We start from the raw sequence: 19,013 nt of genomic DNA, 5'->3' as shown, positions 1-19,013 counted from the left end.
GCATAACAAAATATCGATTCATCTTCGGGGCAGGGTGCAAGTCCCTACCGGCGGTAATTGAACTCTGTTCATAAGCCCGCGAGCCGTAAAACGCAGGATTTGGTGAGATTCCAAAGCCGACAGTATAGTCTGGATGGGAGAAGGTGAAGGTGCGGACGTTTGTCGTTTACATGTAGACGGAACGCTTATTAAGTGTGCCTTTTCTCCCTTAAGTTATTATTGCTTAAGGGATTTTATATGTAAATGCTAGGTCCAAGCTTTTCTTCTGGTGAATCACTACAAGGAGAGAGGAATATGAAGAACAAGAAGTTGCAAACGATGATCGTCATCGGAATGTTGAGCAGTATTTCATTTATTTTGATGCTTTTCAACTTTCCATTACCCGCATTACCTGCTTTTTTGAAAGTGGATTTCAGTGATGTGCCTGCGCTGATCGCAGCGGTTACAATGGGTCCGGTAGCAGGAATTTTAGTCGCATTCTTTAAGAACGTATTGGATTGGCTGTTTGCAGGAAGTCCTACAGGGGTTCCGGTTGGCCACATGGCGAACTTTGTAACAAGCCTGTTGTTTATTTTGCCGGTTTATTTCATCTACCACAAAGTAGCAACTAAAAAGGGAATGGCTTTCGGCTTGGCTGCGGGTACACTATCCATGGCAATCGGCATGAGTATTTTAAACTACTTGGTATTTCTGCCGATGTACACGTATTTCCTTAACATGCCAGCTGAAACAGGCAGTGTGTTATTTGGAACAATCGTTCTGGGAATTTTACCGTTCAACTTAATCAAAGGCCTGCTTTTGACTGCAGTTGTCCTGCTGATGTTCAGCAGCATGCACACGTGGATCGAAAAACAGCGTTCCTATTATTTATCATAGATAGAAAAGCGTAAGCGCCCAACAGCAGAAGCTAACCTAAGGGCGCGACATCGTGTCGCAACGGTTAGCTGACCCGCATCCTGCGGGCCCTCGACGGGCATAAGACAGACCAGAAGTGTGGCGTTCTTTGCCGCTCAGCTGGGTTGACTTATGACCCAAGAATCTGGGCGCTGGAGTCTAGACATAGAAAAGCGTAAGCAGCCGTTTAGCCCCGACAAGCGCTGGAAGCCTTACCGGTAATGGCGTCCTTCAGCCATTGCTGGAAAGGCTGAAGCGACTCGAGGGGCTGGCTGCTGAAGTCTAGACATAAAAGAAAAGCATAAGCGCCCGTGTAGCTCTGCCGGGCATAAGATAGAAAACAAAAAAGAAGGCGTTCGGCAGTTTATCACTGCCGAGCGCCTTTTCTACTTGTCATCAGTCTTCGTATTTTAAAGGATCGCCTTCAAAAGATGAATCTGCAACTTTGATGGAATCTGTTGGACAGCCTTCAAATGCATCTTCCATATCTTCCTCGAGTTCGTCTGGAACTTGTTCTGTCCCCATGTTATTATCTAAAATAACAAAAGCGATTCCTTCGTCATCGTAATCGTAAATATCAGGTGCTGCTGCACCACATGCACCACAAGCGATACAAGTATCCTTGTCGACAATGGTATACTTAGCCATATTGTTTTCCTCTCCTTTATCTCCGAACAAGTTCAGTTATACTATCGTATTTATTCTAAAGGTGTTTGAGTAGTTTTTCAACCAAAAACCGCTAGGGGGCGCAAGCTTGTTATTTTCCGAACTCATTCTGGCCATTATGAAGGCCGTTAATCGGCAGCGGACCATCTCTTCCCCTTATCATTTGATTAAAGGAAAGAAGTCCGGACAAACTATACAGGATATCGGCTATTTTAGCCTGTATCCTTATTTTGGCGTGTTGCCGAAATTGGATAAGAAAGCCTATGACCAAGCGGTTCAGCGCTTATTTGCAGAAGGCTGCCTGCTGGATAATGACCAGGTGGTTGACTTGTCCCCAAAAGCGATGGATTTGGATATCGCCGCATCGCCGCTAAATGGCTGGAAATACCGGGGCAACGAGAATTTGTTTTTTTCACGTTTGTCACTAATTGTTCAAACTTTTTCCCATATTAGCCAGCAAGAAAAAACTTTCGACCCCATTGTCATCAACGAAGAAGTTCAGAGTTGGGTAAAAAAATACCTGAAACAGATTGATTTTCGTGATTTGGCAGTGGCCCAAGCATTTAAAAAGGAGCTCTTCACTACATTAACCGATAGTGGGATTTCTGAAACACATAAAATGATTGTTACGGAACGTTTGACGGGATTGGCTTTAAGTGGCTTAACATGGCAGCAAATTGCCGATTCAAAAAACCTTCTTCTCTTGGATGTTCAGTTGATGTGGGTAGAAGCATTACATAGTTGGATGGGAGTCATTGAACAATCCAAGCCTCCGCTCCTGTTTGGGTTAATGGAAGGGATTATTCAGCAATCCTCCTTGACAGAAACGGCACAGCGTACAAAGAAGTTATTCGACAAAGGGTTCTCGCTGGAGCAGATTGCATCGCTGCGCCAACTAAAGACCAGTACCATTGAAGACCATTTTGTGGAACTGGCGATGAACGATCCATTTTTTAATTACACAGCGTTTGTAAATCCAGCCTTGTTCGAGGCAATTATAGCCGAAAGCCGGAGCCGAAAAACAAAGAGATTGCGTGAAATCAAAGAGCATTTGCCGGAAGCCAGCTATTTTCAAATCCGCCTTGCTTTGGCGATTAGGGAGGAACAAAGATGAATTTGGACGAATTGCTGTATAACACATATGGATTTTCTTCGTTTCGTCCTGGGCAGCGGGAAATCATTGAACGTGTATTAGCTGGTGAAGATGTCATTGCGCTGCTGCCGACGGGTATGGGGAAATCAATCTGCTACCAGCTGCCTGCAAAAGTGCTACCGGACAGCATCTTGATCGTTTCCCCATTGCTATCGTTAATGCAGGATCAAGTGGCGCAGTTAAAAAAAATGGGCGAAAAATCAGTAGTTGCCATCAACTCTTTTTTAAAGCCGGAAGACAAAGAAAGAATTTGGAGTACGCTCAGCTCATATAAGTTTATTTTTATTTCGCCAGAAATGCTTGTCCAGCCTTTTGTTAAACAAAAGCTGAAGCAGATCCGAATATCTTTGCTGGTGGCTGATGAAGCCCATTGCATTTCTCAGTGGGGATTTGATTTCAGGCCGGACTATCTCCGGATTTCTGAAATTCTGCCCCACTTGAACTTTCCGCAAGTGCTGGCACTGACAGCGACGGCGACCGATAAGGTCACTGAAGAAATAAAGAAATACCTGGCGCTGTCAGAGCCTTATGTTTACAGTCACCCGATGGATCGTAAAAACATCGTCTATGACATTAAAAAGTTTGAAGAAAGCCGAGACAAAATTGAATTTATAAAAGAATTTGTTCAAAAATACAACGGTCCTGGAATTATTTATGCCGGAACCAGAAAAAAGTCCCAGGAACTCTCTATGCTTTTGACGGAGTTAGGAGTTTCTGCAGCATTTTATCATGGGGGTATGGAGCACCAGGACCGTGTTTTCGTCCAACAGCAATTTCAAAACGGAGAACTGCAGTGGATCTGTTCAACAAACGCTTTTGGCATGGGGGTCCACATTCCGAACATCCGGCATGTTATCCACTACCAGCTGCCGACTTCCATAGAAGGCTATGTCCAGGAAGTGGGGAGAGCCGGTCGGGATGGGCAGCCATCTTTGGCTACACTGCTGTACGCACAAGGTGATGAGGCGCTTCTCGATAGCCTGGTGATGGATGACTTGCCGACGCAGCATGAAATCGAAGCAGTCTACCGCCACGGTGCCGGTGCGCTGCATTTAATTGATCAAGGGATTGTCCGAGAGACCGCGATGCGGGTGATTTCCTATTGGATGACTCAATTGCCGGTTGAAGGCGTGATAAAGCAGATGGAACTTTTGAGGAGCGGCAAAAGGCAGCAAGTTTTAAAAATTCGTGAACTGATCGGGCTCCAAGGGTGTCTGCGCAGCTTTATTGTTCAATGTTTTGATCAGCAGCTTGGAGGCAAGCCGGACAATTGCTGCATCAATGATGGGATCGATTATGATGCGTTTGAAGTTTTTTCTCCTTCTACAGAAAAGCATTTCCCCCTCCAATGGCAAGAGCGTTTAAGTGTAATATTACCTATTTAAGATTCTCATTAACTGTCATTTACAAATGAGCCTTTTTTCGTCATAATAGATATATTAGTACAGATAGGGGTCGTCATGTATGGGAAATCATAGTTATCATGAGTCGATTGAGAAAAATCGACAGGAAATATCGGTGGACAAAAATTCAGCATTGTCCAGAGCAGCTCAGCGGCAGGCACAAAAGCCTAAGGCCAAAAAAAGCAAAAGCCTTCTGATGCCTGCATTATTTTTTATCTTCATATTAATACCGGTTTCTTTACTGATTTATGTAGTTTTCTTATTCGAACCCGATGATACATTGACAGCTACACCTGCAGAAAACGAAGTAAGCTTTGAGATGAATTCCCAACCATCCACAACTTCTGTCGCTGTAGCCGATGATGAAGAAGACAAGCAAGAACAAGCAGAAAAAGAGGCAGCAGCAGAAAAAGAAGAGGCTGCTGCAGAAAAAGAAGCAGCTGAGGTAAAGGCGGCTGAAAAAGCGGAAGCCGAGGCTGCCGCAAAAGCAGACGCTGAAGCGAAAGCTGATGCTGAAGCTAAGGCAGCGGCAGAAGCAGAAGAACAGGCAGAAGCAGCGGCTAAAGCTCAGGCAGATGCCGAAGCCAAGGCAGAAGCAGAGGCCGCAGCTGAAGCTCAAGCTCAAAAAGAAGCGGAAGCAAAAGCTAAAGCGGAAGCCGAGAAAAAAGAGGAAGCACCAAGCGCTTCCGGTAAAACATATGTTGTGCAATCCAGTGAAACGTTGTACCGCATCGCCGTCAATAATTATGGAGCAGCCGGAGCAGCAGCGGCTGTAGAGAAAATTAAGCAGGCAAATGGCTTGAGTTCAAACAGCATAAGCCCTGGGCAAACTTTAGTTTTGCCATAGGCATCTGTCTTGATTAGCAGATGAATAGTTGGGGAATATATATGACAGATTAGAAAGTGGGCGATCAGATGTTTGTTAAAAGTGCATTGGTTAAAAAAGAGAAATGCATTACAGTCAAAATGGAAGATTCTGTGAAAGTAGGTTTTGACCTGCTGGAAAAGCATTCAATTGATGCCATACCGGTTGTGGCAGGGACAGAGTATAAAGGTATTTTTACTTGGTACCATGCATACCGTGCGTTTTTCTACTCTGGAAAATCAAATGAGGATTTTATCACTTCAACTAAGATTAGTGATGTGATGGTAAATGAGCGAGTTTATTTGAGTATTGATGACGTTTATGAAAAAGCGCTGGTTGAACTGAATGATTTTCCAATCATTGCCGTCGTCGAAGACCACCAATTTTTAGGGATTGTTACCCGCTATGATATCGTCAACCAATTGCAAAGCGCTTTTGGAATGAACAAGCCTGGATACCGCATCACCTTCACTTCGGTGGAATCAGAAGGCCGAATTGGCCGCCTTGGAGAAATTATCGAAAAATACAAGGAATCTGTAGTCTCTCTTGTCACGTTTGATGAAACCAATAAAATGGTCCGCCGAATTGTTTTGAAGATCAAAAAGAAAGACAATATCGACCGGTTTGTAAAAGAGCTGGAGAAATCCGGTTTCCGTGTTTTGGACATAGCAGAAGATTAATAGCAGAATAAGACGAAAAAGCATAAGCCTCGCTTATGTTTTTTTCTTCTTTTGGAAGGAACTCTTACATGAAATATTTAATTCGCATTGCCCTGGCAGCTTTGGCGCTGCTTCTTTTTATGGTCCGGAATGCCTTTTCGGAAAAACTTGTGATGGAAACAGTGGAATTGCGTGCAGCCAAGCCCTTCAAACCGTTTAAACTGCTGTTTATTGCAGATGTCCACCGCAGGGTCATACGGGCTGACTTGCTTGATAGTCCCGTCGATATTGTCATAATCGGAGGCGATTTGGCCGAAAGGGGCGTACCGTTAGAACGGGTCGCTGAGAATATTAGAAGACTCATGGCTATTGCACCTGTCTATTTTGTCTGGGGTAACAATGACCGGGAAGTGGACGAAGCTTCGCTTAGGCAAATTTTTGAACAGTCGGGTGTGATTGTGCTGGATGATCGATCAGTTTCGCTTTTTGGCAACGAACAATTAAAACTGGTCGGGCTTGACCATTTTGCCTACAAACCCGACGGATTCGAAAATGCCTTTAAAAATGTAAAGGCCAATGATACTGTTTTATTTGTTTCACATACCCCTTTCGACTTCTGGAAAGTAAAAGATGCCTATTTTGCGGATTTGCTGCTTGCCGGCCATACGCATGGCGGACAAATTCGCATTGGACCATTCGGTTTATTCAAAAAAGGTTCCATGAAAGTCAAAAAAGATCGCATAGAACTGATCAGCAACGGTTTTGGTACGACCACTTTGCACCTGCGGCTGGGTGCACAGGCGGAATACCATGTGCTGACCGTGCGCCCGAAAATCGAAGCGGACAAATAAAATTTGTCACACCGAGGATAAATCCATTATGCTTAGAGAAGGATCAAGTACAGGAGATGTTTTAAAATGGACTATGTAGATGCATTAATTATTGGAGGCGGCCCCTGTGGTTTGTCGGCGGCAATCGAACTGAAAAAACTCGGTCTCGATCCTGTCGTGATCGAGAAGGGCAATATCGTCAACGCGATTTTTAATTACCCGACGCATCAAACCTTTTTCAGCACCAGTGAAAAACTGTCGATCGGCGATGTGCCCTTCATCATAGAAGGGCGTAAACCTAAACGCAACCAGGCATTGGTCTACTACCGCGAAGTCGTAAAGCGAAGCGGGATTCAAGTTCATCCCTTCGAGACGGTGGAGCGCGTAGAAAAGGATGGCCTATTTACCGTGACCACGAGCAAAGGCCAATACCAGGCCAAATATGTAATTGCCGCCACCGGCTATTACGATCAGCCCAATACGCTGGAAGTGGATGGCGCAGATCTGCCGAAAGTGATGCATTATTTCAAAGAAGGCCATCCTTATTTTGATCAGGACGTTCTTATTATCGGAGGCAAGAATTCTGCGGTTGATGCGGCTCTGGCTTTGCATAAAGCAGGTAGCCGAGTGACGGTATCCTATCATGGCACGAGCTATTCCAAGAGCATCAAGCCGTGGATTCTGCCGGAGTTCGACGGCCTGGTGAGAAAAGGGGAAATCACGATGCTGTTTGATTCGATGGTCGACAAAATTACAGACAGCACGGTAGAACTGACAGTCAACGATCAAAAAGAAACCATCCCCAATCAGTTTGTCTTTGCGATGATCGGCTACCATCCGGACCATCAGTTTTTGCAGTCGATGGGCATTTCCATTGATGGGGTTTCCGGACGTCCAACATTTGATGAAGAAACGATGGAAACCGAAGTGAACAATCTATATGTTGCCGGGGTGATTGCGGCAGGCAATAATGCCAATGAAATCTTTATTGAAAATGGACGCTTTCATGGACAGCAAATTGCGGAAGCTATTGCAAAAAAAGAAAGCACATCTTGATTGTGCTTTCTTTTTTATGATTTTAAAATGAATTGCGGAAAATCGGGAAAGGGAGTTAGATTATGAAAAAGAAAGTATCCTTGATCACCACAGGCGGAACCATCGCCAGCAGAGAAATTTCCAATGGGTTATTAAAATCAGGTGCCATCTCCGGAAAGGAATTGGCTGAGCTTTGCCAGCTGCCTGAAGAAATAGAAGTGAAAGTGATCGATGTCTTCCAATTGCCGAGCATGCATATCGGCTTTGAACAAATGCTGACGGTCAGACAAGCGATTCTCCAGGAATTGCAGGATCCTGAAGTTGAAGGGATTGTGGTAACGCATGGCACGGATACTTTGGAAGAGACTGCCTATTTTCTGGATTTGACAATTGATGACGACCGTACAGTGGTCATCACAGGTTCTCAGCGTTCTCCTGAGGAAGTCGGGACTGATGTCTATTCCAATCTCCGTAATTCAATTTACGTGGCGGTAGACCCCAGCCTAAGAGGAATAGGGGCGGTTGTCGTCTTTAATGAGCGGATATATAGTGCCAAATACGTCAAGAAAGTGCATTCCAGCAACTTGCAGGGATTTGATTCTTTTGGGCATGGCTATCTCGGCATTATTGACAATGACACAGTGCGCGTTTACCAAAAACCCGTGATGCATGAAGTGCACACAGTCAGCGGTCCTTTGCCGCGTGTGGATATCATTAAATGCCATTCCGGGCAAGATGGGTATTTGATCGATATGCTGGTATCTGGGCCGTCCAAAGGCATAGTATTGGAAGCGGCAGGCAGAGGGCAGGTGTCTCCGCATATGATGGAGGCAGTCGATCATGCAGTCAGAAAAGGAATTCCAGTCGTCCTGACGACAAGTGCTGAAGAAGGCAATGCTTATCCTGCCTACAGCTACCCGGGCAGTGCGCATGACTTGTTGACCCGCGGCGTTGTTCTCGGAAGTGACTACGACAGCAAAAAAGCACGCATCAAACTTTCGGTTTTATTATCCGCCGATGGGCCTATACAAGCAGATGCTTTCGAGAGGTAAGGGGTGGCAGGAGACTGCTCAGAAGGGCTGAAAATGATGTTGAAAAACATGATACAATAACTGTAATTCAAACAAAGGGGTAGGCATATGATTATTCTATTAACTGTAGCAATAGCCCCGAGTTTAGCGCTTTTTAGTTATTTGTATTTGCGTGACCAATTTGCCAACGAACCATCCAGACTGTTATTCCAAAGTTTTTTGTATGGAGCCGCTTTGACCTTCCCGATTCTTTTTGTTCAATATGTGTTCGATGCAGAAGGCGTCTTTACCAATAGCTTTGCACAGAATATCCTGTTTTCCAGTATAGTGGAAGAGTTTTTCAAATGGCTGGTGCTGTTGATTGCGGTCTATCGCCATGTTGACTTTGAGGATCCGTACGATGGCATCCTTTATGGTGCCAGTGTATCCCTCGGATTTGCGACAGTCGAGAATATTTTGTATTTGTTGGAATTCGGTCTTCAGACTGCTTTCATCCGTGCTTTTTTGCCGGTATCAAGCCACGCTTTGTTTGGTGTGGTGATGGGCTATTATTTCGGGAAAGCCAAGTTCAGCGGGGGCAGCAAACGCTGGCGTTGGATCGGTTGGGCTTTTGCAAGCTCAGTGGTTCTTCACCTTGCATACAATACCAGTTTGTATGTATACGATAATATTATGTATGGAGCCATTCCATTTATGCTGTTTCTCTGGTGGTTTGGCCTTCGAAAAGTAAAGCAGGCACATCAACTTTCCCTGTCGCATTACCATGATCACAATTCATCAGCACAATCTGGTGAATAATACGAATATCCCCAAAAAAGTCTTGTACATGAAGACTTTTTTTTAATTAAAAAAGCTTTTAGATTTTCGGGCAGTGTCCATTCTTCAAGGGCGCTTGCGCTTTTCTTATGTTAAAATATGATGAATACATATGATGAGGTGACTATTTTGACGAAACCGATACAAATAGCGATCGATGGGCCGGCAGCTGCGGGCAAAAGTACAATAGCCAAAATTGTGGCGGAAAAACTGGGCTATATTTACATCGACACCGGCGCTATGTACCGAGCGATTACACTGAAAGCTTTAACTGAAGGAATAAACATGGCCAGCAATGAAGAGGCGGGCCAATTATTAGCAAAAACAGAAATTGACCTGCAGCCATCCGAAAACGGCCAATTGGTCTTCCTTGATAAAAAAGATGTAACAGAAGCGATCCGTTCCCAGCATGTTACAAAAGCCGTATCAGAAATGGCAGCTCATGAACTGGTTCGGCTACGTATGGTTGAGCTGCAGCAGCAATTGGCGGAAGGGCGCGGTGTGGTCATGGATGGGCGGGACATCGGAACAGATGTACTCCCGGATGCCGCGCTGAAAGTCTTCATGTCAGCATCTGTCGAAGAGCGGGCAAGAAGAAGGTTTGAAGAAAACAAAAAAAGAAATATTTTAACACCGCTTGAGGAGCTTCAAGCTGAAATCGCCAAGCGGGATAAAATGGACAGCGAGCGCATTGTTTCCCCGCTGCGCCAGGCAGATGACGCGATTTACCTTGATACAACTGACCTGACAATCGATCAGGCAGCCCAAAACATACTAAAACTGGCTGAAGAGAGGTTGCTGTAACGTGAATTTATATGCATTTGGCAAAGGACTTGTGAAAACAGTATTAAGCCCCTTATACCGCTTTGAAATAATCGGGGCTGAAAATTTTCCGAAAGAGGGCGGCATTCTTCTTTGCTCCAACCACATACATGCACTTGATCCCCCGGTAGTGGGAATGACAGCTCCAAGAACTGTCCACTTCATGGCGAAAGAAGAGTTGTTTAAGGCGCCGATTCTTGGGCCGATCCTGCCAAAAGTAAATGCTTTTCCTGTAAAACGGGGGATGAGCGACCGCGAGGCTCTTCGTACCGCGCTTAAGATATTGAAAAATGGAGATGTTGTGGGGCTGTTTCCTGAAGGCACACGGTCAACAGATGGCATTTTGAAAAAAGGCCTCAGCGGAGCAGGCTTTTTTGCATTGCGAGGCAATGCGGATGTGATGCCTTGTGCCATAATCGGGCCCTATAAGGCATTCCGAAAAGTTAAAGTGGTTTACGGTGAACCGATTCGAATGGCACCGTTCCGTGAACGAAAAGCTTCTGTTGATGAAGTAACCGAAGCCATTATGTCCAGCATCCAGAAAATTCTTGATGACTATACCGTCAATAAGTGATAATTTTTGTTTTTATTAGAGAATTCGCATAAAATAGAAGGTGGATAGTTTGTGAAGGAGGGCTACTTATGTCAGAGGAAACGAACATGATGGAAAACCGTGACTTCCAAACAGGAGATCGCGTAAAAGGGATAGTTGCCAAAATAGAAGAAAAAGCTGTAACTGTAACAATTGAAGGGGCTCCTTTTGACGGCATTATACCCATTAGTGAGTTATCGAGCCTGCATATTGAAAAGGCATCAGATTCTGTAGAGGTTGGAGACGAACTAGATCTGATCATTACGAAAGTGGAAGATGAGAATTTTGTTTTATCCAAACGAAAAGTTGATGCTGAGCAGGCATGGGACGAGTTGGAGAAAAAATTCGAATCGGGCGAGATTATCGAAGCTGAAGTGAAGGACGTCGTCAAAGGCGGCCTGGTCGTCGATTTAGGTGTACGCGGATTTGTTCCGGCCTCTTTAGTGGAAGATTATTTTGTTGAGTCTTTTGAAGATTATAAGGGAAAAGTACTGACCTTCAAGATTGTCGAAATGGAAAAAGAAAACAATCGTCTGATTCTTTCTCACCGTGCTGTTATTGAAAAAGAAAAAGAATCTCAAAAAGTCCAGGTGATGGAAAAAATCCATGCTGGAGATGAAATGAAAGGTAAAGTGCAACGCATCGCGTCTTTCGGAGCTTTTGTCGATATTGGCGGTGTGGATGGTTTGGTTCATATATCGCAGCTGTCGCATGAGCATGTGGAAAAAGTTTCTGACGTGGTAACGGAAGGCCAGGAAGTGACGGTCAAAGTACTTTCTGTAGACCGTGACTCTGAAAGAATTTCGCTGTCCATTAAAGACACACTTCCAGGGCCATGGGATTCTATTGATGAAAAAGCGCCAAAAGGTTCGGTTCATACTGGAACGGTCAAGCGTCTCGTCAGCTATGGCGCGTTTGTGGAAGTTTTGCCGGGCGTTGAAGGGCTTGTCCATATTTCCCAGATTGCACACAAACATATTGGCACGCCGAACGAGGTTTTGACGGAAGGCGAAGAAGTTCAAGTTAAAGTGCTTGAAGTCAATAAAACCGATAAGCGTCTTTCTCTAAGCATCAAGGAACTCCAGGAGAAAGAAGGAGACCAGGATTTCTCGAAGTATGACATGCCTGAAGAGTCAACTGGATTCTCAATCAGTGATGTGATCGGTGATAAACTAAAAGGGTTTAAATCCGAATAATTATGTCGAGAGCAGAACGCAAAATGGATCATATACAATTTGCTTTATCGACAGGACAGAGCAAGAAGAACATGTTCGATGATATTCGGTTCGTCCATCAGGCTTTGCCAGATTCCGCGGTTTCTGATATCAGCATAAAACCAAAAACAGGTGATTTGAATTTGAAATCACCTGTTTTTATTAATGCGATGACGGGCGGCGGCGGCAGGGACACCGAACAATTGAATGGCTTACTGGCCAGGGTTGCCAAAGAGACGGGGGCAGCCATGGCTGTTGGCTCGCAAATGGCAGCTTTAAAAGACCGCAGCGAGCGGCAATCTTATGCAGTCGTCCGTAAAGAAAATCCGGATGGTATCTTGCTCGCCAATCTCGGAAGCGAAGCAACAGTCCGTCAAGCACAAGAAGCGGTCGAGATGATCGAGGCCAATGCGCTGCAAATCCACCTGAATGTTGTCCAGGAGTTGACAATGCCTGAAGGTGACCGTGATTTCCGTGGAGCATTAGAACGCATAAGTGCGATTGCAGAACAGCTGAATGTCCCTGTGATCATAAAAGAGACCGGTTTTGGCGTATCGCGTGAAACGGCAGAGAAACTGAGCCATACTGGGATTTCTGCAATCGATGTCAGCGGCTTTGGCGGAACGAATTTTGCCTTGATTGAAAATGAGCGCCGGAGACGGAAGCTGGCCTATTTTGAAGACTGGGGCATTCCGACAGCAGCGGCGATTGTTGAAGTGAAAAGTGTTTTCGGCAAAACGGTGCTTGCTTCAGGCGGCATACAGGATGCCCAGGACATGATCAAAGCATTTTTACTGGGAGCCGATGCAGTGGGCCTTGCCGGATCGTTTTTGAAGACAGCGATGCAGGATGGCGAAATTCAGCTAATCAGTGATGTGAATGGACTTTATGAGGATCTGGCCATGATGATGACGGCATTGGGAGCCAAAAATCTGATGGATATTCAAAAATGTCCAGCAGTCATTTCTGGAGAATTGGCGCAATACCTCAGCGCCAGAGGCTTTAGTCCGGCATCTTATGCAAACCCTGAGAAAAACTGAATATTGCACATTTTAGGGGGATGGACATTTAGCAGATGCCATCGCCTTTTTCGTGTATAATAGGCATATCAGAAGTGGAAGGATGAATTTTATATGTCAAAACCGGTAGTAGCAATAGTTGGCCGGCCGAACGTTGGTAAGTCCACGATATTCAATCGCGTGGTAGGAGAACGGGTTTCCATAGTGGAAGATATTCCAGGAGTGACGCGTGACCGTATTTACAGCTCGGCAGATTGGCTGACACATGAATTTAACATTATAGACACAGGGGGCATCGATCTTCGGGACGAGCCATTCCTTGAACAGATCCGCCAACAGGCAGAAATTGCCATGGACGAAGCGGATGTCATCATATTCCTTGTTAACGGACGCGATGGTGTCACAACGCAGGACGAACAGGTAGCCAAGATTTTATACCGCACGAAAAAACCGGTCATTTTGGCCGTCAACAAAATCGACAATCCCGATATGCGCCACATGATTTATGATTTCTATACATTGGGAATGGGTGAACCTTATCCGCTGTCAGGATCCCACGGACTGGGATTGGGCGATTTATTGGACGAGGTGGCTAAAAACTTCCCGAAAGACGATGACGAGGAATATCCGGACGATGTCATCAAATTCTCATTGATCGGCCGTCCGAATGTCGGCAAATCCTCCCTTGTAAACTCATTCCTGGGTGAAGAACGTGTCATTGTCAGCGAAGTAGCAGGAACCACACGCGACGCTATCGATACCCAGTACGAATATAACGAACAGCCTTATGTCATCATTGATACGGCCGGAATGCGCAAAAAAGGGAAAGTCTATGAAACGACTGAAAAGTACAGTGTTTTGCGTGCACTGCGCGCCATTGAACGTTCAGACGTTGTTTTGGTAGTCTTGAATGCAGAAGAAGGCATTCAGGAACAGGACAAAAAAATTGCGGGTTATGCACATGAAGCCGGAAAAGCAATTATTATTATTGTCAATAAATGGGATGCCATTGAAAAAGATGAAAAAACGATGAACGTCATGACACGCAAAATCCGTGAGCATTTCCTGTTCTTGGATTATGCGCCGATCATGTTTGTTTCCGCAATCAGCGGAAAACGCGTACACAGCATTTTAGAAATTGTCAATAAAGTGAATGATAACCACTCTAGACGTATTCAATCGAGCACTTTAAATGAAGTTATCGAAGATGCAGTTGCCATGAACCCAGCGCCGTCGGATAAAGGCCGCCGTTTACGCCTTTATTATGCAACGCAAGTGGCAATCAAGCCTCCGACATTTGTTGTTTTTGTCAATGAACCGGATCTGATGCACTTTAGCTATGAACGTTTCTTGCAGAACCGGATTCGCGAAAGTTTTGATTTCGAAGGAACTCCTCTTCGTTTGATCACAAGAGCGCGTACTTAAGGTAAAAAGGTGGTTTTAGCTTATGGAAAAAGTTTCTGTTTTTGGAGCAGGAAGCTGGGGAACGGCATTGAGCTATGTACTTGCTCAAAATGGCCATGATCTGTTGCTTTGGACACATCGTCAGGAACAGGCTGACGAAATTAATGCGCATACCAACAAACGTTATTTAAAAGACACACGGTTGCCGGAAAGCCTGAAAGCGACAAGCGATTTGGCTCTTGCTGTTAACCATGGTGACATTTTGGTGATGGCTGTTCCGACAAAAGCCATCCGGGAAGTCTGTCAGGACATCAAAAAAGTCCTGGATCGAAAAGTTTTGTTTGTCCACGTTTCAAAAGGCATTGAACCGGACTCTTTAAAACGGATCAGTGAAATGATCCGCGAAGAAATACCGGAACAATGGATTGAAGACGTTGTTGTGTTGTCTGGGCCAAGCCATGCAGAAGAAGTGGTGCAGGAGCATCCGACGACCGTTACAGCTGCCTGTGAGAATACTGCAGCAGCCAATCGGATCCAGGATCTGTTCATGAATCATTATTTCCGGGTTTATACAAACACCGATGTGATTGGCGTTGAAATTGGCGGTGCTTTGAAAAATATTATTGCCTTGGCTGTCGGAATAACAGACGGCTTAGGGTTTGGCGATAATGCAAAAGCTGCCATCATGACGCGCGGGCTGGCAGAGATTGCACGGCTCGGCGTAAAAATGGGTGCAACGCCTTTGACTTTCTCCGGACTGACCGGGGTGGGTGATTTAATCGTGACGTGCACCAGTGTCCATTCACGCAATTGGCGCGCAGGAAACATGCTCGGCAAAGGCAAATCCCTGGACGAAGTGCTGGAAGAAATGGGCATGGTTGTCGAAGGGATACGGACCACCAAAGCAGCTTATCAATTGTCGGAGGCATATGATGTACCTATGCCGATAACGGCTGCACTTTATTCGGTTCTCTTTGACGATGTGTCGACAGACGAAGCGGTCGGAAAGCTGATGGGCCGCATGAAAAAGAACGAAATGGAAGATTTGATCAACTTGCTTTAATTGTCACAAAAGAAGAGGATGCCACAAGCTCCCTCTTCTTTTTTTATGCTATACTATTGACTGAAACACTACGAAAGGCGGGCAATTATGAGTGCTTTAGATAAAATGTGGGTATCATTTGCTGGAATTGCTTTTTTGATGATTTCAATGGGCTTTATCTACTTGAGCAGATACAAACTGAAGAATGGCATCCTTAAATTTCTTTTCGCGCTAGTTGCATACATCTTGCTGATTCTTGGATTCTTTATCATGATATTCACAGTATTCAGCGGCCCTACCGGCGGCGCATGAGGTGAGGAAAATGAAAAAAACAATATTATTTATGCTGCTCCTATTTATAGTGGGATTTCTCGCTTCGTGCGGATATCCACAAAGCGAGAGAGCAGAAAACCAAATTCCGTATGAAGACCAACTAATTACTGTTCAAAATGCAGTGAATCAGTACAGAGGTGCAACAGGCGGTTTGCTGCCAATAAAGACACGGGATATGGATATTGACCAATACATTAAGTATCCAGTCGATTTTTCGTTGATTGTTCCTGATTACACTGCTGAAGTGCCTACAAATGCATTTGAAACCGGTGGCATTTTTCAATATGTCTTAATGGACGTTGAAGAAAATCCGACTGTAAAACTGGTGGATCTGCAAGCCGCAGAAGTGATTAGATCAGTCAATGTCAGAAAAAGCGCAAACGGCGGACAGGTGCCAATCGCTGAAATACTGGCGGACAACGTCTACAAATTTAACCATGAAGCAATGGGTTTTTCTGAAGAGCCAACTGTTGTCAGTCCATACACTGGCAGAAATCTGCCTTTAGTAATTACTGGCAGCGGTGAAATCTATATTGATTATGCGATGGACATATTTTCAGCTCTCCAAGAGTATGAAGGAGAGCTGGAAGCCGGGCAGGATATCCGCTTTATTCTTTATGAAGAACATCCTGTCGTGCCAGCCTACTCATTGCCGTATACTATAAATGAAGAAAATGAACCGGTATTTTTAACAGAGTAAAAAACGTTGATTTACCGCGTTTTTAATAGAAATGCCCTCTTTTTAGAAAATTTTGTTAGTATTTGGTGGTTTTATTGAAAAAGCAGGCTGTTTGTTGTTGCTATGCGATTTTCGATGTGATACTCTTTTTACAGGATTGATGATTGCATCCCCTTTGAGAGGAGGTGAATAGCATGAACAAAACAGAATTAGTGAACTCTGTTGCTGAAGCAGCTGAACTTTCTCGTAAAGACGCTGCCAAAGCAGTTGACGCTGCATTTGAGACAATTCAAGATGCTCTAACTAAAGGTGAAAAAGTACAGTTGATCGGTTTCGGTAACTTTGAAGTACGCGAACGCGCGGCCCGCAAAGGACGTAACCCACAAACTGGTGCTGAAATTGAGATCGCTGCAAGCAAAGTTCCTGCATTTAAGCCAGGTAAAGCGCTTAAAGACGCAGTGAAGTAAGCTTTAGCCTCTGTACATAGGATGACTTTTGCGAGACACAATCTTGCAAAAGTCATCCTTTTTTTGAGCCAACAATTTTGCGAAACACCTGTGCGTATGCTACGATTCATGTGAGAAAAGCGGAGACGGCCGTTCTGCTCCGACAGGCATAAGACGATCTGGCGAAGCGGCATGGTTTCAGCCGCGCAGCCAGAGTGGCTTATGACCCGAGGAGCAGGCCGCTGAAGCTAGACAATGAGAAAAGCGGAGACGGCCGTTCTGCTCCGACAGGCATAAGACGATCTGCCGAAGTGGCATGACTGAAAATTCACAAGCACTACATATAAAACTTGAATTCATAATACTACCGGCAGCCATCCTGCTGCCAAAAAATAACCGATTCGTCTTCAACAGGAGGAAGCAGAATGATAGATGTGAAAGCACAAAAAGTAGACCTTGATAAAATTGAACAAGCTGTCTCGATGATTTTAGAGGCTGTTGGGGAAGACGTAAACCGAGAAGGATTAAAGGATACGCCTAAAAGGGTAGCTAAGATGTATGCGGAAGTATTTTCCGGATTGAAAGAAGATCCCAAAGAATATTTCAAAACGGTTTTTCATGAAGGCCATGAAGAATTGGTGCTCGTCAAAGATATTCCTTTCTACTCGATGTGTGAACATCACCTCGTTCCGTTTTTTGGCAAGGCGCATATCGCTTATATTCCTCGTGATGGCATTGTGACGGGATTGAGCAAGTTGGCACGCGCGGTAGAGACGGTAGCAAAACGACCGCAGCTTCAGGAACGCATTACCTCGACGATTGCAGATTCTTTAATGGAAACATTGAACCCGCATGGCGTTTACGTCATGATTGAAGCGGAGCATATGTGCATGACCATGAGAGGGATCAAGAAACCCGGTTCTAAAACGGTGACAGCGGTCTCTAGAGGAATTTTTGAAACAGATGACATTAAACGATCTGAAGTCATCACATATATCAATATGGACTAATACGGAAAAGCAGGTGGGAAAATGGCTCAGACAGAATATATAGTTATTCGCGCGCAGGAAGATGGCGTGAATGTAATTGGTTTAACTCGCGGCAACGACACAAAATTTCACCATACTGAAAAATTGGATAAAGGCGAAGTGATGATTGCTCAGTTTACAGAGCACACTTCAGCTATGAAAATCCGCGGGAAAGCGGAAATTCATTCTGCCCACGGTATCGTTGAAAGCGACGCTAAAAAATAAACGATATTGGATGAAGGCAAGGCTTTGCCTGTGATATACTATCGTAGTATGGCTAAATCATGAATGGAGCAAGCAGTATGAAGGGACATCAAATACAATCGAAAATTATTTCCATGGAAGTCGAGGTTTTGGATGCTGTGAGACAGCGGACCCTCGATCAATTTACAGAAGGACCATCCGTCAAAGAGTCTCGTTTGTTTTTTTTGCTGTTGCCTTTTTTTGACGGGAAGAATTGGTCGCCTGAAATTGAGTCTTCTGCAAAAACGGTTTCCATCGTCTACGCTGCTTTGCATGCCCATGATCAAGTAAGAGAAGATGTTCCCATCATCAAAGAGCAGCAGTTGACTGTGTTGGCTGGCGATCTATATAGCGGTATCTATTATCAGATGCTGGTCAATTCAAAAAATATTGCTATGGTTCAGCAACTGGCCACAGCAATTATTCAAGTGAGTGAAAAGAAAACTTCTTTTTTCGAAGACGCAATTCGCTCTATTGAAGAAGTGGAAGAAGCCATCACGGTTATTGAAACTGAACTTTTATTATCATTTTATAAATTTTACGATTTTTCCGAATATACACCGCTCGCTAAACAGACGCTTCTATACTTGCGCTACACCGATGAGCTGAAGCATTTGCAGTCAAAAAATTACACGCATTTTCTTCGGGAACTGAATTCAAATCTTGTTCACGAAATCTATACAGAACATTGGCTGTTGGAAAAACTTGATAGCCTGCACAGACAGATTCTAGTATCCATAGGTGATTGTTCGCTGGATCATGAACTGGCACAATTTTTGCTCCATCAAATAACCCCGCACCAGCATAGAGCTGAGCAGCTGACCCGAGAAGGATGACTG

At 44.6% G+C, this 19,013-nt stretch carries 22 protein-coding genes and 1 riboswitch; of the genes, 21 read left to right on the top strand and 1 reads right to left on the bottom strand.

Features of this window, described 5'->3' with window-relative positions; all coding sequences use genetic code 11:
- Positions 1-16 precede the first annotated feature (16 nt).
- Positions 17-149, top strand: a riboswitch (FMN riboswitch).
- A 145-nt stretch (positions 150-294) separates the two neighbouring features.
- Positions 295-876, top strand: a complete 582-nt coding sequence (locus QOZ98_RS02160; RefSeq protein ID WP_308785896.1) for an ECF transporter S component — start codon at positions 295-297, stop codon at positions 874-876.
- A gap of 414 nt (positions 877-1,290) precedes the next feature.
- On the opposite strand, the gene QOZ98_RS02155 is transcribed toward QOZ98_RS02160, so the two are convergent.
- Positions 1,291-1,542 carry a ferredoxin gene (locus tag QOZ98_RS02155; protein ID WP_142826477.1) on the bottom strand — a complete coding sequence of 84 codons (252 nt, stop codon included), beginning with the start codon at positions 1,540-1,542 and terminating at the stop codon, positions 1,291-1,293.
- Positions 1,543-1,648: 106 nt separating this feature from the next.
- On the opposite strand from QOZ98_RS02155, the gene QOZ98_RS02150 reads away from it, so the two are divergent.
- The 20 genes from QOZ98_RS02150 to QOZ98_RS02055 all read left to right on the top strand — a co-directional run bounded on the left by QOZ98_RS02150 (position 1,649) and on the right by QOZ98_RS02055 (position 19,010).
- Entirely contained in the window at positions 1,649-2,674 is a 1,026-nt protein-coding gene (locus QOZ98_RS02150; protein WP_308785895.1) for a helix-turn-helix domain-containing protein, read from the top strand.
- A complete protein-coding gene (locus QOZ98_RS02145) occupies positions 2,671-4,098 on the top strand; it encodes a RecQ family ATP-dependent DNA helicase (RefSeq protein WP_308785894.1) in 1,428 nt (475 codons plus the stop codon). Before QOZ98_RS02150 ends, QOZ98_RS02145 begins: the two co-directional genes overlap by 4 nt.
- A gap of 79 nt (positions 4,099-4,177) precedes the next feature.
- Positions 4,178-4,963: a LysM peptidoglycan-binding domain-containing protein gene (locus QOZ98_RS02140; RefSeq protein WP_308785893.1), complete on the top strand. Its 786-nt coding sequence runs from the start codon at positions 4,178-4,180 to the stop codon at positions 4,961-4,963.
- A gap of 68 nt (positions 4,964-5,031) precedes the next feature.
- Positions 5,032-5,661 carry a CBS domain-containing protein gene (locus tag QOZ98_RS02135; protein ID WP_308785892.1) on the top strand — a complete coding sequence of 210 codons (630 nt, stop codon included), beginning with the start codon at positions 5,032-5,034 and terminating at the stop codon, positions 5,659-5,661.
- Between the two features lie 68 nt (positions 5,662-5,729).
- Entirely contained in the window at positions 5,730-6,491 is a 762-nt protein-coding gene (locus tag QOZ98_RS02130) for a metallophosphoesterase (RefSeq protein ID WP_308785891.1), read from the top strand.
- 66 nt (positions 6,492-6,557) lie between these two features.
- Entirely contained in the window at positions 6,558-7,526 is a 969-nt protein-coding gene (locus QOZ98_RS02125; protein WP_308785890.1) for a YpdA family putative bacillithiol disulfide reductase, read from the top strand.
- Positions 7,527-7,588: 62 nt separating this feature from the next.
- Positions 7,589-8,557 carry an asparaginase gene (locus QOZ98_RS02120; protein WP_308785889.1) on the top strand — a complete coding sequence of 323 codons (969 nt, stop codon included), beginning with the start codon at positions 7,589-7,591 and terminating at the stop codon, positions 8,555-8,557.
- Positions 8,558-8,644: 87 nt separating this feature from the next.
- Complete coding sequence (prsW, locus tag QOZ98_RS02115) at positions 8,645-9,334, top strand: glutamic-type intramembrane protease PrsW (protein WP_308785888.1); 690 nt, start codon at positions 8,645-8,647, stop codon at positions 9,332-9,334.
- 147 nt (positions 9,335-9,481) lie between these two features.
- Positions 9,482-10,156, top strand: coding sequence for a (d)CMP kinase (gene cmk / locus QOZ98_RS02110; RefSeq protein WP_308785887.1), 675 nt, complete (start codon positions 9,482-9,484; stop codon positions 10,154-10,156).
- A 1-nt stretch (position 10,157) separates the two neighbouring features.
- Positions 10,158-10,748 carry a lysophospholipid acyltransferase family protein gene (locus tag QOZ98_RS02105; RefSeq protein ID WP_308785886.1) on the top strand — a complete coding sequence of 197 codons (591 nt, stop codon included), beginning with the start codon at positions 10,158-10,160 and terminating at the stop codon, positions 10,746-10,748.
- 68 nt (positions 10,749-10,816) lie between these two features.
- Complete coding sequence (rpsA, locus tag QOZ98_RS02100; protein WP_142826466.1) at positions 10,817-11,962, top strand: 30S ribosomal protein S1; 1,146 nt, start codon at positions 10,817-10,819, stop codon at positions 11,960-11,962.
- Positions 11,963-11,985: 23 nt separating this feature from the next.
- Positions 11,986-13,020: a type 2 isopentenyl-diphosphate Delta-isomerase gene (fni, locus tag QOZ98_RS02095; RefSeq protein ID WP_308785885.1), complete on the top strand. Its 1,035-nt coding sequence runs from the start codon at positions 11,986-11,988 to the stop codon at positions 13,018-13,020.
- Between the two features lie 93 nt (positions 13,021-13,113).
- Entirely contained in the window at positions 13,114-14,424 is a 1,311-nt protein-coding gene (gene der, locus QOZ98_RS02090; protein WP_308785884.1) for a ribosome biogenesis GTPase Der, read from the top strand.
- 22 nt (positions 14,425-14,446) lie between these two features.
- The gene (locus QOZ98_RS02085; RefSeq protein WP_308785883.1) at positions 14,447-15,466 is read left to right on the top strand and encodes an NAD(P)H-dependent glycerol-3-phosphate dehydrogenase; all 1,020 of its coding nucleotides are present in this window, start codon (positions 14,447-14,449) and stop codon (positions 15,464-15,466) included.
- Positions 15,467-15,553: 87 nt separating this feature from the next.
- Positions 15,554-15,757: a DUF2768 domain-containing protein gene (locus tag QOZ98_RS02080; RefSeq protein WP_142826462.1), complete on the top strand. Its 204-nt coding sequence runs from the start codon at positions 15,554-15,556 to the stop codon at positions 15,755-15,757.
- 10 nt (positions 15,758-15,767) lie between these two features.
- Positions 15,768-16,478, top strand: coding sequence for a hypothetical protein (locus tag QOZ98_RS02075; protein WP_308785882.1), 711 nt, complete (start codon positions 15,768-15,770; stop codon positions 16,476-16,478).
- 173 nt (positions 16,479-16,651) lie between these two features.
- On the top strand, positions 16,652-16,924 hold the full coding sequence (locus QOZ98_RS02070; protein ID WP_006829858.1) for an HU family DNA-binding protein: 273 nt from the start codon (positions 16,652-16,654) through the stop codon (positions 16,922-16,924).
- 404 nt (positions 16,925-17,328) lie between these two features.
- The gene (gene folE, locus QOZ98_RS02065) at positions 17,329-17,913 is read left to right on the top strand and encodes a GTP cyclohydrolase I FolE (protein ID WP_308785881.1); all 585 of its coding nucleotides are present in this window, start codon (positions 17,329-17,331) and stop codon (positions 17,911-17,913) included.
- Between the two features lie 21 nt (positions 17,914-17,934).
- On the top strand, positions 17,935-18,156 hold the full coding sequence (gene mtrB, locus QOZ98_RS02060; RefSeq protein ID WP_142826459.1) for a trp RNA-binding attenuation protein MtrB: 222 nt from the start codon (positions 17,935-17,937) through the stop codon (positions 18,154-18,156).
- Positions 18,157-18,233: 77 nt separating this feature from the next.
- The gene (locus tag QOZ98_RS02055; protein WP_308785880.1) at positions 18,234-19,010 is read left to right on the top strand and encodes a heptaprenyl diphosphate synthase component 1; all 777 of its coding nucleotides are present in this window, start codon (positions 18,234-18,236) and stop codon (positions 19,008-19,010) included.
- The last annotated feature ends 3 nt before the right edge of the window (positions 19,011-19,013 follow it).

It is taken from the genome of Planomicrobium stackebrandtii (genome assembly GCF_030814955.1).
Taxonomy (GTDB): domain Bacteria; phylum Bacillota; class Bacilli; order Bacillales_A; family Planococcaceae; genus Planococcus; species Planococcus stackebrandtii.
The sequence above is the reverse complement of the archived record's forward strand: the minus strand, read 5'-3'. Positions and strand labels throughout refer to the sequence as shown.